10 protein-coding genes are annotated in these 16,101 nt (G+C 65.5%); 6 read left to right on the top strand and 4 right to left on the bottom strand.

The window, feature by feature from the left end; all coding sequences use genetic code 11:
- Positions 1-116 precede the first annotated feature (116 nt).
- Positions 117-3,932 (bottom strand): multifunctional oxoglutarate decarboxylase/oxoglutarate dehydrogenase thiamine pyrophosphate-binding subunit/dihydrolipoyllysine-residue succinyltransferase subunit, encoded by a 3,816-nt coding sequence (locus J7E80_RS17830; protein ID WP_215053556.1) that lies wholly within the window; start codon positions 3,930-3,932, stop codon positions 117-119.
- A gap of 518 nt (positions 3,933-4,450) precedes the next feature.
- On the opposite strand from J7E80_RS17830, the gene J7E80_RS17835 reads away from it, so the two are divergent.
- Together J7E80_RS17835 and J7E80_RS17840 are read left to right on the top strand one after the other, a co-directional pair.
- Positions 4,451-5,920, top strand: coding sequence for a hemolysin family protein (locus tag J7E80_RS17835; RefSeq protein ID WP_251037020.1), 1,470 nt, complete (start codon positions 4,451-4,453; stop codon positions 5,918-5,920).
- Positions 5,917-6,987, top strand: coding sequence for a hemolysin family protein (locus tag J7E80_RS17840; protein WP_215053557.1), 1,071 nt, complete (start codon positions 5,917-5,919; stop codon positions 6,985-6,987). The genes J7E80_RS17835 and J7E80_RS17840 overlap by 4 nt, the downstream gene beginning before the upstream one ends.
- A 113-nt stretch (positions 6,988-7,100) precedes the next feature.
- On the opposite strand, the gene J7E80_RS17845 is transcribed toward J7E80_RS17840, so the two are convergent.
- Entirely contained in the window at positions 7,101-7,574 is a 474-nt protein-coding gene (locus J7E80_RS17845; RefSeq protein ID WP_285291871.1) for a Fur family transcriptional regulator, read from the bottom strand.
- 95 nt (positions 7,575-7,669) lie between these two features.
- On the opposite strand from J7E80_RS17845, the gene J7E80_RS17850 reads away from it, so the two are divergent.
- A complete protein-coding gene (locus J7E80_RS17850; protein ID WP_215053558.1) occupies positions 7,670-8,326 on the top strand; it encodes an MBL fold metallo-hydrolase in 657 nt (218 codons plus the stop codon).
- A gap of 23 nt (positions 8,327-8,349) precedes the next feature.
- On the opposite strand, the gene J7E80_RS17855 is transcribed toward J7E80_RS17850, so the two are convergent.
- A complete protein-coding gene (locus tag J7E80_RS17855; protein ID WP_215053559.1) occupies positions 8,350-9,432 on the bottom strand; it encodes a PLP-dependent cysteine synthase family protein in 1,083 nt (360 codons plus the stop codon).
- Positions 9,433-9,526: 94 nt separating this feature from the next.
- Here J7E80_RS17855 and J7E80_RS17860 point away from each other — a divergent pair, with 94 nt between their 5' ends.
- The 3 genes from J7E80_RS17860 (at position 9,527) to J7E80_RS17870 (ending at position 12,063) form a co-directional block, all read left to right on the top strand.
- Positions 9,527-10,381, top strand: a complete 855-nt coding sequence (locus J7E80_RS17860) for a sulfurtransferase (RefSeq protein WP_215053560.1) — start codon at positions 9,527-9,529, stop codon at positions 10,379-10,381.
- 63 nt (positions 10,382-10,444) lie between these two features.
- Complete coding sequence (locus J7E80_RS17865; RefSeq protein WP_215053561.1) at positions 10,445-11,638, top strand: NAD(P)-dependent alcohol dehydrogenase; 1,194 nt, start codon at positions 10,445-10,447, stop codon at positions 11,636-11,638.
- Positions 11,635-12,063, top strand: coding sequence for an HIT family protein (locus tag J7E80_RS17870; RefSeq protein ID WP_215053562.1), 429 nt, complete (start codon positions 11,635-11,637; stop codon positions 12,061-12,063). Before J7E80_RS17865 ends, J7E80_RS17870 begins: the two co-directional genes overlap by 4 nt.
- Here the strand turns inward: J7E80_RS17870 and hrpA are convergent.
- Positions 12,060-16,088, bottom strand: coding sequence for an ATP-dependent RNA helicase HrpA (gene hrpA, locus J7E80_RS17875; RefSeq protein WP_215053563.1), 4,029 nt, complete (start codon positions 16,086-16,088; stop codon positions 12,060-12,062). The two genes, J7E80_RS17870 and hrpA, sit on opposite strands and share 4 nt — an antisense overlap.
- Positions 16,089-16,101 lie beyond the last annotated feature (13 nt).

The following is a 16,101-nucleotide window of genomic DNA, read 5'->3' on the forward strand; positions in this document are numbered from 1 at the left end:
GCGGCCTGGTCCGCAGACTGCGCCGGCGAACCTGGCTGTGTCCATTAACTCATGCCGATTAAACAGAACTGCCCGGCTGGAACGGTATGTCACCGTCCGGCCGGGCAGCTGCCCTGCTACTTGCGAGCGAAAGCCTGCTTGAGCAGCGAATCCTGCTCGGCGGCGTGCCGCTTCATGGAACCGGCCGCCGTGGAAGCCGAGGCAGGCCGCGAGACCAGGCGGATCTTGCGGTCGAGTGCCTGCGGCAGGTTCAGGCCCATGAACGGCCACGGGCCCTGGTTCGCGGGTTCGTCCTGGGCCCAGACCACTTCGGCGTTCGGGTATTTGGCCAGTTCAGCTTCGATTTCCTCCTTCGGCAGCGGGTAGAGCTGCTCGACGCGGATTATCGCCGTCGTCGTGTCGCCCGTCTTCTGCCGCGTGGACAGCAGGTCGTAGTACAGGCGGCCGGAGACCAGGAGAACGCGTTCGACGGCGTCCACCTTCAGCTGCTCATGCTCACCGATGACGGGCCTGAAGCCGCCCGTGGTGAAGTCCTCCACGGCCGAAGCGGCAGCCTTGAGGCGCAGCAGCTGCTTCGGGGTGAAGATGATGAGCGGCTTGCGCGGACGGCTGTACGCCTGGCGGCGCAGCAGGTGGAAGTGCGAAGCCGCCGTGGTCGGATTGGCCACGATCATGTTTTCCTCGGCGCACAACTGCAGGAAGCGCTCGATGCGGGCGGAGGAGTGGTCCGGCCCCTGGCCCTCATAACCATGCGGAAGCATCAGCACGAGCGATGAGCGCTGGCCCCACTTCTGCTCGGCGGAGGAGATGAACTCATCGATGATGGTCTGCGCACCGTTGACGAAGTCGCCGAACTGGGCTTCCCAGAGCACGAGGGCATCCGGACGCTCCACAGAGTAGCCGTATTCGAAGCCCATGGCTGCGTATTCGGACAGTAGGGAGTCGTAGATCCACAGCTTGGCCTGGTCGTCCGAGAGGTTGCCCAAGGGCAGCCATTCGTTGCCGTTGGCGCGGTCGTGGAAGACAGCGTGGCGCTGCACGAACGTGCCGCGGCGGGAGTCCTGGCCCGCGAGGCGTACGGGTACGCCCTCCATGATCAGCGACCCGAAGGCCGCGATCTCGCCGAAGCCCCAGTCGATGCCGCCTTCACGGGACATCTGCTCGCGCTTCTCAAGCAGCTGCTTGAGCTTGGCGTGGACGGTGAAGCCCTCCGGGATCTCCAGGTGCGCCTTGCCGATCCGGGCCAGCGTGTCGGCCGAGATTGCGGTGGACGCCGGCGCGTTTGTGCCGAAGTCGGACTGCTGGGCCTGGGGCCGCTCGATGTCCGAAACCGCCGCGGAGTCCGCCGTGATGATCGGGATCGGCGAGGTCTGGGCCGCATGGGTTTCGGCGAAGACGCGCTCCAGGCGTTCCTGGTAGTCGCGGAGCAGCTGCTCTGCCTCTTCCTCGGTGATGTCTCCACGGCCGATCAGCGACTCGGTGTAGAGCTTGCGGACCGAACGCTTGGCCTCGATGAGGTTGTACATGAGCGGCTGGGTCATCGAGGGGTCATCGCCCTCGTTGTGGCCGCGGCGCCGGTAGCAGACCATGTCGATGACAACGTCCTTGTGGAACTTCTGCCGGAACTCGTAGGCGAGCTGGCCAATGCGGACCACTGCCTCGGGGTCGTCGCCGTTCACGTGGAACACCGGAGCCTGGATCATCTTGGCGACGTCCGTGGAGTACGTGGACGAGCGGGACGAGGATGGCGCGGTGGTGAAGCCGACCTGGTTGTTCACCACGACGTGGATGGTTCCGCCCGTGCGGTAGCCGCGCAGCTGCGAGAGGTTGAGGGTCTCGGCCACAACACCCTGGCCGGCGAACGCTGCGTCACCGTGGACCATGATGGGCAGCACGGGGAAGGCCTCGCCCTGGTCCAGACGGTCCTGCTTGGCGCGGACGATGCCTTCCAGCACGGAGTCCACGGCCTCGAGGTGCGACGGGTTGGCGGCGAGGTAGACCTTGGTCTCGTTGCCGCTGTCCGACGTGAAGGTGCCCTCGGTGCCCAAGTGGTACTTGACGTCGCCGGAACCCTGCACGGAGCGGGGATCCTGGGTGCCCTCGAACTCGCGGAAGACCTGAGCATAGGTCTTGCCGGCGATGTTGGTGAGCACGTTGAGCCGGCCGCGGTGGGCCATGCCGATCGCAACCTCATCCAGTCCGTCGTCGGCCGCATCGGAGATGATGGCGTCAAGCAGCGGAATCAGGGACTCGCCGCCCTCAAGGGAGAAGCGTTTCTGGCCGACGAACTTGGTCTGCAGGAACGTCTCGAATGCCTCTGCCGCGTTCAGCTTCGAGACGATGCGCAGCTGCTCTTCACGGCTCGGCTTGGAGTACGGATGTTCCAGCTGGTCCTGGAACCACTTGCGCTCGGCGGGCTCCTGGATGTGCATGTACTCGATGCCGGTGGTCCGGCAGTAGGCGTCGCGGAGCACTCCGAGGATGTCGCGGAATGTCAGCTGCGGCTTGCCGCCGAAGCCGCCCGTGGGCCATTCGCGGTCCAGGTCCCACAGCGTGAGGCCGTAGGTGAGGACATCGAGGTCCGGGTGCTTGCGCTGGACGTACTCGAGCGGATCGGTGTCCGCCATAAGGTGCCCGCGGACACGGTAGGAGTGGATCAGCTGCTGGATCCGGGCGACCTTGTTGATCTGGTCCGACGGGTCCACCTGGAGGTCCGGGCTCCAGCGCACCGGCTCGTAGGGGATGCGCAGGGATTCGAAAATCTCGTCGTAGAAATTCTGCGCACCCAGGAGAAGCTGGTGGACCAGCTTGAGGAACTCGCCGCTGCCTGCGCCCTGGATGACCCGGTGGTCGTAGGTGGACGTCAGTGTGAGGACCTTGCTGATGGCGTTGTGCGCAATGATCTTCTCGCTGGCACCCTGGAATTCGGCAGGGTAGTCAAGGGCGCCGACGCCGATGATGGCGGCCTGGCCCTTGGACAGGCGGGGAACAGAGTGCACGGTGCCGATGCCGCCCGGGTTGGTCAGCGAGACCGTGGTGCCCTGGTGGTCCTCGGCGGTCAGCTTGCCGTTGCGGGCACGCTTGATGAGGTCCTCGTAGGTGTGCCAGAACTCCGAGAAGTTGAGGGTCTCAGCCTTCTTGATGTTCGGGACCATCAGCAGGCGTGTGCCGTCAGGCTTCGGCATGTCGATGGCGATGCCGAAGTTCACGTGGGCCGGCTGGACGGCTACAGGCTTGCCATCCACCTCGTCGTAGTACACGTTCATCGAGGGGAACTGGCGGAGCGCCCGGATGACCGCGTAACCGATCAGGTGGGTGAAAGAGACCTTGCCGCCGCGTGCACGGGCCAGGTTGGAGTTGATGACGACGCGGTTGTCGATCAGCAGCTTGGCCGGAATCGCCCGGACGGACGTGGCCGTGGGCACTTCGAGGCTAGTGACCATGTTGGTTGCAATAGCCTTGGCGGGACCGCGAAGGACGGAGACAACGTCTTCCTCCGGCGCGGTGGGCGCCTTCACGTTCTTGGGGAGCTGGGCCGGAATGGGCTGGGCGCCGGTGCCCGCCTCGGCCTTCTTGGCTCCGTCACGGGCCACCGTTGCAGGGGCCTTCTTGGCAGGTGCGGCTGGCGCCGGCGACGATGACGGCGGGGCAGCGGGCGCCTGCGGGGCAGGAGCTGCGGATGCGGGCGCCTTGGTCGGAGCCGGAGGCGTTACAACGGGCATTTCGCGGGTTTCCGGGTGGACCGGCGCGGACGCCGCGCCCGGGGCGCCATTGGAAGATGGGCCGTTACCGCTGTCAAAGGATTCGAACAGGGGCCACCATTTAGCATCGACCGTATTCTTGTCCTGCTGGTAACGCTCGTACAGTTCGTCAACGAGCCACTCGTTTCCGCCAAATTCCTCTGGTAGACGGTGGCTAGGCTGCTCTGGCACTTGAAATACGCCTCTTCCATGAGTTTGAATTCCCTCTGGTCGCCACGGTGCAACGGCACAACAATCGAACCAGTTTCTGTGGCCTATGAACCCAGACCTCTGCCAGTCTAGTTACGTTCCCGGCTTAACTGCCAATAAGGGTGACCCAAATCATGTAGCCGGTGAATTGTGGCAGAAGTACGGCTGAAAGAGGGCGGATTCCGGCCTCCCCGGACCTGCTGCGCCCACCGCCGGACCCGTTCCCGCTCCTGTAGACTGCAATTCTTATGGACAGTAAATCTAGGTGCCGGCCTGGGGGTTGTCAGCGGAGCAAAATCAGCACCGCCGCACAGTCCACCCGCAGAGCCGGCAAACCCCGTTCACGATTCCACCAATGTCCGTCGCTCCACGTCGCCGGGACTTCCCAGAACGCAGCACAGGCTACGGCCGACCATCCTCCGCCTGGCCGTTCAGCAGGCCATCGCAGCTGCCAAGGATCCCGGAACTGCCGGGTCCTGCCCACCCAGGCAGGCCGCTAGATGGAGTGGCTTTTTCTGGCAGCAGGTTTTCTGCTTATTTTGGGCACCGGTTTTTTCGTCGCCGTCGAATTTTCCCTGATAGCCCTTGACCAGCCCACCGTGCAGCGCGCGGTGGACGACGGCGATGCGGCGGCAGTCCCGCTGTTGAAATGCCTTAAGTCGCTGTCCACGCAGCTGTCCAGCTGCCAGCTCGGCATCACGATGACGACGTTGCTGACCGGCTATGTCATGGAACCGTCGGTCGGTGCACTGATTGAAGGCCCGCTCATCGCCGTCGGAGTTCCCGAAGCGGCTGCTGTATCCGTCTCCCTTGTCATCGCCATGGCGATTGCCACCCTGCTCTCCATGCTGCTCGGCGAACTGGTCCCCAAGAACATGGCCATCGCCCTGTCCTTCCGCGTCGGGCGGGCGCTGGCCCGGCCCCAGCTCGTATTCACGGCAATCTTCAAGCCCGCCATTATTGTCCTCAACGGCTTCTCCAACAAGGTACTCAACGTCTTCGGCCTTGAAGCGAAAGAGGAGATCTCCGGGGCGCGCACCCCCGCGGAACTTGCCTCCCTGGTGCGCAGGTCAGCCGCCATGGGAACCCTCGATGCCGGCACTGCAAACTTCATCGCCCGGACCTTGAATTTCTCGGGCCGCACAGCCGCGGATGTGATGACGCCTCGCATCCGGGTGGAAACCATCGATGCCGACCAGCCCGTCTCGGACATCCTGGATGCGGCCCGCCGGACCGGATATTCCCGGTTCCCGGTGATCGGCGATTCAGCGGACGACATCCGCGGACTGGTCCATGTCAAGAAAGCCATTGCGGTACCTGCCGACCGGAGGCCCAACCTGGAAGCAGGCGCCATCATGACGGACGTCCTCCGCGTCCCGGAAACCATTCACCTTGACGCCCTGCTGGCCGAACTCCGGGAAGGAAACCTGCAGCTTGCTGTGGTGCTGGACGAGTACGGCGGAACCGCAGGCATCGCCACCCTCGAGGACCTCGTTGAGGAAATCGTGGGGGAAGTGGCCGACGAGCACGACAAAGTCCGTCCGGGCCTGTTGCAAAGCGCCTCGGGTGACTGGTACTTCCCCGGCCTCATGCGGCCGGACGAACTGTCCGAACAGATTCCGGGGCTCAGCGTTCCGGATGAATCCGCCTATGAAACGGTGGGTGGCTTCGTCATGAGCGAGCTTGGACGCATCGCCGTGGTGGGGGACACCGTCGACGTCGGCGGCGGAACGCTGAGTGTCACCCGTATGGACGGCCGCCGGATCGACCGGATCTGCTTCAAGCCCCACAGTGAGGGCCACGCCGGTTCCGCCGCGGACACGCAGCGAGAGCACGCCAAGTCCGGAAACGGGAAGCCCGGAAACTCGAAGTCCGGCAATGGGAAGTCCGGAAACCCGCGGTCAGAGAGCTTTGGGTCAAGGAGATCGAACTCCGGCAAAGCAGGCTTCCGAAACGGAGGCACGGCATGAGCGACTGGGCCGGGATTCTGTGGCTGGTTGTGCTGCTGTTCGGCAACGCGTTCTTCGTGGCGGCCGAATTTGCTGTCATGTCGGCACGGCGCAGCCAGATCGAGCCGCTGGCAGACACCGGCTCCCTGCGCGCGCAGACGACCCTGAAGGCCATGGAGAACGTTTCGTTGATGCTGGCCTGTGCACAGCTGGGGATCACTGTCTGCTCCCTGCTGATCCTGCTGGTTGCGGAACCGGCAATCCACCACCTGCTGGCTGTTCCCCTGGCGGCACTGGGCGTGCCGATGGAAATCGCCGACGTCGCCGCATTCGGCGTGGCGCTCATGATGGTGACGTTCCTCCACGTGACGTTCGGTGAGATGGTGCCGAAGAACATCTCCGTGTCCGTAGCGGACAAGGCGGCACTGCTCCTGGCTCCGCCGCTTATGTTCATCGCCAGGATCGTTAACCCGGTCATCCTGGCGCTGAACTGGTCCGCAAACCACGTCCTGAAGCTGATGAGGATTGAGCCGAGGGCTGAGGTCAACTCCTCGTTCACCCTGGAGGAAGTCCAGTCCATCGTGCAGGAATCCACCCGGCACGGGCTCGTGGATGATGACGCGGGGCTCATCACGGGCGCGCTCGAGTTCTCGGAACATACGGCCGCCGATGTCATGGTCCCGCTGGACAAGCTGGTCATGATGAAGCCCTCCACCACGCCGCTTGAATTTGAAAAGGCGGTCAGCCGCACCGGGTTCTCCCGGTTTCCGATGCTCGACGACGACGGCATGCTCAGCGGCTACCTCCACATCAAGGATGTGCTGTCCATCCCCGAAGCCGGCTACCAGCACCCGGTTGCGGAAAGCCGCATCAGGTCACTGGCGAACCTCTCGAGGGACGACGAAATCGAGAAGGCGATGTCCGTCATGCAGCGCACTGGCTCGCACCTGGCCCGGGTGATCGGACCCGACGGGCGGACGGAAGGTGTGCTGTTCCTCGAAGATGTGATCGAGCAGCTCGTGGGCGAGATCCGCGACGCCACCCAGGCCAAGGGCATCCGCCGGCTAGGCCAGCCGGACGGCGGATAGCAGGACCCGAAGCGGCGGAAGCCCAGATCGAGCCCGGCCGGTGTGGCGCCCGCTCCGGGTCCGCCCGAGCCGGGCGCGGCGGCCTCAGGCCCGGCTGATCGCGGGCTGCCGGGTCAGGCGGACGGCGTCGCTGCGGCCTTCCGAGCTGCGCAATCGGGGCACAGCCCGTAAATCTCGACTGTGTGCGCGACTTCGGTGAAGCCATGATCCTCGGCCGTCCGGGAGGCCCAGGTTTCGACGGCCGGCGCTTCGATTTCCACGGCCTTGCCGCAGCTCCGGCAGAGGAGATGGTGGTGGTGCCCGGTGACGGCGCAGCGGCGGTACACGGCCTCGCCTTCGCCGTTGCGCAGCACGTCAACCAGTCCGTCATCAGCAAGTGACTGCAGAATACGGTAGGCGGTGGCCAGGGATACGGAGACTCCCTGGTTCTGCAGAATGCGGTACAGCTCCTGGGTGCTCACGAAGTCATCCAGATCGTCCAGGGCGGCGCTGACTGCCAGCCTCTGCTTGGTGACGCGCTGCTCTTTTCCGCCGGAAGCCGCCAAAGGGGTTAGCGGCCTGCCGCCAGCGCTGGCGCCGTGTGGCATGGAGGGACTCGCTTCACTAAGGGATACTGGCAATGTCCAAGATTACCAGCCGGAGGTCCGTGGACACGGATCGGGCGGTTCCCTAGGCTGGCCAGATGAAGCTGACAAAATTCACCCATGCCTGCGTCCGCCTCGAAAAAGACGGGCGTGTGCTCGTGCTGGATCCCGGCTCCTATTCCGAGTCCACCGAAGCGCTCGACGGCGCCCACGCCGTCCTCGTCACGCACGAACACCCGGACCACATCGATGTGGAGGCCGTGAAATCCGCCCTCGCGGAGAACCGGAAGCTGGAGCTCTACGCACCGGCTGGCGTGGCTGAAAGCCTTCGCAGGGAAGCACCTGATGCTGCAGCACGGGTCCATGCCGTGGATCCCGGAACGTCCTTCGAAGCTGCCGGGTTCGGGATCAGGAGCTTCGGCGGCCAGCATGCCCTGATCCACCCCCAGGTCCCGATCGTTGCCAACATCGGCTACCTCGTGGATGAAAACGTCTACCACCCCGGCGACTCGTTCATCATCCCGGACGGCATCAGCGTCCGCACCCTCCTGGTGCCCGTCCACGCACCCTGGAACAAGGTCAGCGAGGTGGTGGACTTCGTCATCGGCGTCCGCGCTCCGCGGGCCTTCCCGATCCATGATGCGCTCCTCAACGGCACCGGCCAGAACCTGGTGGAGGGCCACGTCAGGCGGCTGGGGGCCAAATACGGCACAGCGTACACACACCTCTCCGCCCGTGAGTCGGTGGACGTCTGATTCTGCTGGCCATCTCAGGGAGGCTACGGGTTCCAGACTCCGAAATCGAAGAACTCCGTGATCGTGCGTTCGTGCGGCTCGGGATCAAGTCCCTGCACTGCCAGCCAGTCACGGTTGTAGTAGCTGCCCGCATAGCGGTCGCCGCCGTCGCACATCAGCGAAACGATGCTGCCCCGCTGCCCCTCGACGACCATCTCCGACACGAGCTGCCACACGCCCCACAGGTTGGTGCCCGTGGAGGGCCCGGCGTGCAGCCCCGCGAGGGCGTGCAGGTGCCGCATCGCGGCGACTGAAGCGGCGTCCGGAACCTGGATCATGCGGTCGATCACGGCCGGTATGAAACTCGGCTCCATCCGGGGCCGGCCGATGCCCTCGATCCGGGAGGGAAGGCCCGTGCTGAAATCGGCGGAACCGCTGCGCCAGCCCGGGTAAAAGGCCGAGTTCTCCGGATCCACCACGGTCAGCTCCGTCTCATGCCGGTGGTAGCGCAGGTAACGGCCGATGGTGGCACTGGTCCCGCCCGTCCCCGCACCCACCACGATCCACCGGGGGACCGAGTGCTCCTCCAAGGCGAGTTGCTGGAAGATGGACTCGGCGATGTTGTTGTTGCCGCGCCAGTCCGTGGCACGCTCGGCGTAGGTGAACTGGTCCATGTAATGGCCGTTGCTGGTGGCAGCCACCTCCTCCGCAGCGGCATACACCTCCGAAGCGTGATCCACCAGCAGGCACGCACCGCCGAACTGCTCTATGAGGGCGATCTTCTCGGGACTGGTGGTTCGGGCCATGACGGCGACGAACGGCAGCCCCAACAACTGTGCAAAGTACGCCTCAGAGACCGCAGTGCTGCCGCTGGACGCCTCCACAATGGTGGTGCCCTCGTTGATCCAGCCGTTCACCAGGCCAAAAAGGAACAGCGACCGGGCCAGCCGGTGCTTCAGGCTCCCGGAGCGATGGGTGGATTCATCCTTGAGGTACAGCTGCACGCCCCAGTGCTCCGGCAGCGGCACCGAATACAGGTGGGTGTCCGCCGACCGGTTGTTCTCCGCATTGATCTTGCGGACGGCCTCATCGGCCCAGGCCCGGTCCTTGCTTCGTGCTCTGCTCACCGGATCAGCCTACCGGTGGCAGGGGTGTCGCACGGCTAGAGTTGGTGCTGCACCGTTCAGCCAGCCACAGTTCGCCCCAGCCGAAGGAGACCCAATGGATACCCTCATGGATGTGTCCGCGCTGCACGCCCGGATGGCCTCCGGACAGCGCACTGTATTGCTTGATGTCCGCTGGGCGCTGGGCGACCCCGAAGGCCGCGCGCACTATCTTGAGGGACATATTCCCGGCGCCGTGTATGTGGACCTTCCCACGGAGCTGGCCGAGCCTGCGGAGCCCGCCCGGGGGCGCCATCCCCTGCCGTCACGGGACAAATTCCAGGCGGCCGCGCGGCGCTGGGGGATCAGTGCCGATGACGTTGTGGTCGCCCATGACGATGCCGGCAACACCTCGGCCGCCCGCCTTTGGTGGATGCTCCGCAACGCCGGCTTTCGCAGCGTTTGCCTGCTCGACGGCGGCCTGGCCGCCTGGCGGCAGGCAGGGCTGCCGCTGCAGGCCGGACCGGTGGAGGCAGTCCCGGGGAATGTGACACTCGCCGGCGGCGGCATGGGCGTCATCGACGCTGCCCAGGCGGCGGACTGGGCAAACCGCGGCGTGCTGCTGGATGCCCGCGCCGGCGAACGCTACCGCGGCGAGATAGAACCCGTGGACCCTCGGGCCGGCCATATCCCCGGCGCTGTCAGCGCTCCCACCGCCGGTAACCTCGACGACGCCGGACGCTTCCTGCCCGCGGAGCGCCTCCGCCTCCGTTTCTCCCGGCTGGGGGTCGACGCGGCAACGCCGACGGCGGTCTACTGCGGCTCCGGCGTTACCGCCGCCCATGAGATCGCGGCACTCGAAATCGCCGGAATCCCCGCAGCCCTGTTTCCCGGATCCTTCTCGGAGTGGTCCAACGACGTCTCGCGCCCCGTGGCCACCGGTGCCGAACCGGGCGGAGCAGCGGCAGGCTAGGAGGAGCCCGGGTTTGATCGTCCCGGCTGGCGTCGGGCCGTGAACGGAGGGTAGCGTCGACCTATGACTCCTGGACGCCCTGTACCGCCGCCGCTTGCCCTGCACATCCCGCTTGCCGAAGATGTTGCCGGCGAACTGCGCCCGGGGCCGGCAGTAGACGGCATCGACGATCCCCGTCAGGGCAGACTGGCCGCCGCACGGGGTGCGGTGTCCAGCGACGGCGGACTGGTTCCGCTGACGGTGGCCCGCCGCGCACCCAAGCCGGACGACGTCGAAATCGCCATCGAGTTCTGCGGTCTGTGCCATTCCGACGTGCACGCCACGCGCGGGGAATGGGGCACGCAGAACTATCCGCTGGTGCCCGGTCACGAGATCGTGGGAAGGGTCAGCCGTGTAGGGTCAGACGTCGACGATTTTGCCCCCGGCGACCTCGTGGGCGTGGGCTGCATGGTGGACTCGTGCCGCGAATGTGAAAGCTGCCTTGACGGATTGGAGCAGTACTGCGAGCGGGGCCTGACCGGCACCTACGGTGCGAAGGATGCCCGGAACGGCGATTCCATGACCCAGGGCGGCTATGCATCATCTGTGGTGGTGGACCGCCGCTACGTCCTGCGCGTCCCGGAAAACCTCGACCCCGCGGCGGCGGCGCCGCTGCTGTGCGCAGGCATCACCACGTTCTCGCCGCTTCGCCACTTCGGCGTCGAGGAAGGCGACGTGGTGGGCGTCGTGGGCCTCGGCGGCCTGGGCCACATGGCCGTCAAACTCGCCAAGGCCATGGGCGCAGAGGTCAAGGTCTTCACGACCTCAGAATCAAAGGTCACGGCGGCCCTGGAACTCGGCGCCGACAGCGTCATCCTTTCCCGCGACGCGGATGCCATGGCAACTGCAAATCGCAGCATCGACCTCATCATCGACACCGTGGCAGCACCGCACGACCTTAACCCGTTCTTCCGGACGCTGCGCCGGGACGGGGCGCTGTTCCAGCTCGGGCTTCCCTCCGAGGCCATGCCGCCCGTGAACCCCGGCGCACTGATCAGGCGCCGCATTGCCTACGCCGGCTCCCTGATCGGCGGCATCGCGGAAACCCAGGAAATGCTGGACTTCTGCGCCGAGCACGGCGTGGTTTCCGACATCGAAATCGTCGGGGCAGACCAGCTGAACGACGCCTACGACCGGATGGTCGCAGGCAGCGTCAAGTACCGTTTCGTTCTGGATACAACCACCCTGCAGGCACCGGCGGAAAGGGCTGACGCATGAGCACGCTGTTTACCAAGATTCTCAACGGGGAAATCCCCGGCCGGTTTGTGTGGCGTGAACCGGACGTCTCGGCGTTCCTGACCATGGGCCCGCTGGCTGACGGCCACACGCTCGTGGTCCCCACGGAGGAAGTGGACCGCTGGACGGATGCGTCCCCGGAGACCCTGGCCAAGGTCATGGAGGTGGCCCGCCGCATCGGCGCGGTCCAGGTTGAGACGTTCGGGGCAGCCCGGGCAGGCCTGATCGTGGCTGGCTACGAGATCAACCACATGCACGTCCACGTTTGGCCGTCCAACAGCATGGCCGAGTTTGATTTCACCACCGCAGACCACAACCCGGACCCTGCCCGGCTCGACGCCAACGCGGAAAAGCTCCGCGGCGGGCTGCGCGACGCCGGGTATGGCGAATTCGTTCCCGACGCCTAAGCCGCGAGGGCTTTGTTCAGCACCGCCCGGATGCGTTTCTCCGAGACGGAATAGGCGGTGCCAAGTTCTACGGCGAACAGGCTCACCCTCAGTTCCTCGATCATCCAGCGCACCTGCGTGAGTTCGGCACCCGCCCGGCGGCCGGGCAGCAGCGCTGACACGGCGTCGTCGTACTCATCCTCCAGCCGCTGCACGGCGGCCATGTGCAGTGCGTCGCGCTGCACATTCCCCGGCAGTTTTTCGAGGCGTTTTTCGATGGCAGCCAGGTAGCGCGGCAGCTGGCTCAGCTGGGCGTAGCCGGTCCGGGCGACGAACCCGGGGAACACCAGCTGCTCCAGCTGGCTCTTGATGTCGTTGAGCGCGCTCATGAGCGCCAGGCTGGTGGTGCCTTTGAGCTGCTTTTCGATCCGCCGGGCGCTGGCCAGGATGCGCTCCACTACGGCGGTAACGCTGAAGACGGTGTCGATCAGTTCGGCGCGGACCTGTTCGTACAGTGCATCGAACGAGTCCCGGTCCCAAGGCAGTTCCGCCGGTGTCAGCTTGTCAATGGCCGCGAGGACGCAATCCGCAATCAGGGCCGAGACCGAACCGTGCGGGTTCTGGCTGAAGGTCAGTTTCTCCGTGTTGTTCAGGTGCTCCAGGACGTAGCGGTCAGGGGCGGGAACCCGCAGCGCCAGGAGCCGGATGACCCCGCCGCGCATGGCCTCCTGCTGCTCCGAGGCGGACTGGAAGACCCGCAGCGCCACGGACTTCCCTTCGTCCATCAGCCCGGGATAGCCGGTCACGGTATGGCCCTTGACGGTGACGCTGGCCTCCCGCTGAATGGTGCCGAAGGTCCACTCCGTCAGGCCGGACTGCTCGGTGACGCCCTGTTTGGTGAAGCCCTGGTCCGTGAAAGCACGGCCAGCGGGACCGCCGGGCGCCTGGCGCCCGTCTTCCGGCACGGCTGAAACGGGGGAACCCTTCTTGGCACCGGTCCGCCCGGCGGTGGCCGGTGTAGCCCCCAGCGATTCCGCGATTGCCCGGCGGGTGGCAGGCGCGAGCCGCTCCTGAAGGGCTTCGAGGTCCTTGCCTTCGTCCAGCACCTCGCCCCGGCTGTCCACCACCTTGAAGCTCACACGGAGGTGCTGCGGAACAGCGTCCCAGTTCCAGGAGCCCGGCGGAATGATGTGCCCGCGGATCCGCCGCAGGACCAGTTCGAGTGAAGACTCCAGATCGTCCTCGGCCGGATCGAACTCCGCTTCCAAGGCAGCCACTGCCTGCCGGGCCACGTCCGGAGCGGGAACGAAGTTCTTGCGGACCTGTTTGGGCAGGGATTTGATCAGCGCGGTGACCAGTTCCACCCGCTGGCCGGGGATCAGCCAGCGGAAAGCGGAGTCGTCGAGCTGGTTCAGGAACAGGACTGGAACCTCGGCGGTGACTCCGTCGGAGGGGTTGGGCGGTGATCCGGGCGCGACGGGGTGGAACTCGTAGCTGAGGGGAAGTTCGAATCCCTTGTGCAGCCACGTCTTGGGGAAGGCGGCATCGTCCAGCGCCTCGGCCTCCTCGTTGAGGAGCAGGGACTGGTCAAAGTCCAGGAGCGCCGGGTCCTGCTGCCGGGCTTCCTTCCACCATTTATCGAAATGCCGCTCCGAGACAACGTCCTTGCCCACCCTGGCGTCGTAGAACTCAAAGAGCGTTTCGTCATCCACCAGCAGGTCGCGCCGGCGCATCCTCGCTTCGAGTTCCTCGACTTCCTGCAGCAGCGCGCGGTTGCGGTGGAAGAACTTGTGGTGGGTCTTCCAGTCGCCTTCGACCAGCGCGTGGCGGATGAAGAGCTCGCGGGCCAGGACGGGGTCGACCTTGCCGTAGTTGATTCGCCGCTGGGCGATGATGGGCACGCCATAAAGGGTGACCTTTTCATAGGCCATGACGGAGCCCATTTTCGTCGACCAATGCGGTTCGCTGTAGCTGCGCTTGACGAGGTCGGGCGCTACCTGTTCGGCCCAGGCCGGGTCAAACTTGGCGGCGACCCGGGCCCAGAGCCTGCTGGTCTCCACGAGTTCCGCGGCCATGACGAAAGTGGGGGACTTTTTGAATAGGGCCGAGCCGGGGAAGATGGCGAAGCGGCTGCCGCGTGCCCCGGCATATTCGCGCTTCCGCTCGTCAAGGAGCCCGATGTGGCTGAGCAGGCCGGACAGCAGGCTGATGTGGATGCCGTCGTTGTTGGCCACGGGATCGGCCTGCCGTTTGTTGTCCAAACTGATGCCCAGGGGCCGGGCGAGCTGGCGGAGCTGGGCGAACAGATCCTGCCACTCCCGGACGCGCAGGTAGTTGATGAATTCGTTGCGGCACAGGCGGCGGAACTGGGTGGAGGACAGCTCCTGCTGCTTTTCCTGGATGTAGTTCCACAGGTTCAGGAAGCCCGTGAAGTCAGAATTCTCGTCGCGGAAGCGGGCATGCTTTTCCGCGGCCAGCTGCTGCTTGTCGGTTGGGCGCTCGCGCGGGTCCTGGATGGTGAGGGCGGCCGCCAGGATCATGACTTCGCGGACACAGCCGCGTTTTCCGGCTTCGACGATCATGCGGCCGAGCCGCGGGTCGACGGGAAGCTGGGCCAGTTTCTGCCCGACGGCGGTGAGCCCGCCGGCGTTGCGGCCGGAACCGTTGCGGCCGGAACCGTTGCGGCCGGAACCGTTGCCGGCATCGGCAGCGCCGTTGCCTGTCGCGGCTGTCTTGGGCGTGGTCAGGGCGCCAAGCTCCCGGAGCAGGGTCACGCCGTCGTTGATGGCGCGGGAGTCCGGCGGCTCAACGAACGGGAAGTTTTCGATGTCCCTGGGTCCGCGGGCAACGCCCATGGCGGTCATCTGCAGGATGACCGCCGCAAGGTTGGTGCGCAGGATTTCCGGGTCCGTGTAAAGAGGCCGGGACTCGAAGTCCTCCTCAGAATAGAGCCGGATGGCGATGCCATCCGAGACCCGGCCGCAACGGCCGGACCGCTGGTTGGCCGAGGCCTGCGAAACCCGTTCGATCGGCAGCCGCTGGACCTTCGTCCGGTGCGAGTAGCGCGAGATCCTGGCCGTGCCGGTGTCGACGACGTACTTAATGCCCGGGACGGTCAGCGAGGTCTCGGCGACGTTCGTCGCGAGCACGATCCGGCGTTTGCTGCCGGGGTTGAACACGCGGTGCTGCTCCTGCAGGCTCAGGCGGGCAAAGAGCGGCAGGACTTCGGTACCGGCGAGGCGCCGGTTGGATTGGATCCGGGCGTTCAGGGCTTCCGCGGCATCTCGGATTTCGCGCTCGCCGGAGAAGAAAATGAGGATGTCGCCCGGCGCCTCCAGCGCGAGTTCGTCCACGGCGTCGCACACCGCGTCCAGAGGATCCCGGTCTTCCTCAAGTTCGTCGTCGGAGGCGGTTTCGTCATCGGCTGGGCCAGCCGGCTGGGACAGCGGCCGGTAGCGGATCTCGACAGGGAACGTGCGGCCGGAGACTTCCACGATCGGGGCGGCGCTGTCCTCGGAACCGAAGTGCTTCGCGAAGCGTTCCGGATCGATGGTGGCCGAGGTGATGATGACCTTGAGGTCCGGTCGCTCCGGCAGGATCCGCTTGAGGTAGCCGAGGATGAAGTCGATGTTGAGGCTGCGTTCGTGAGCCTCGTCGATGATGATTGCGTTGTATTTGCGGAGGAGCTTGTCGCGCTGGATTTCGGCCAGCAGGATGCCGTCGGTCATGAGCTTGACCTTCGTGGACCTGCTGACCTCGCCCGTGAACCGGACCTGGAAGCCCACTTCCTGGCCGATCTCCACACCCAGTTCGGAGGCGATGCGCTCGGCCACGGTACGGGCAGCCAGCCGCCGCGGCTGGGTGTGTCCGATCAGCCCGTTGTCGCCGAGGCCCAATTCCAGGCATATCTTGGGGATCTGGGTGGTTTTTCCCGAACCGGTCTCGCCGGCGATGATGGTCACCTGATTGGCGGCGATGGCGGCCATCAGGTCCTCGCGGCGCTCGGAGACCGGCAGCTCGGCGGGGTAGGAGATATGAAAAGTCATGGCTGGAACAAGT

Origin of the sequence: Arthrobacter sp. ISL-28, from assembly GCF_018613875.1 — a bacterium.
Classification (GTDB): domain Bacteria; phylum Actinomycetota; class Actinomycetes; order Actinomycetales; family Micrococcaceae; genus Arthrobacter.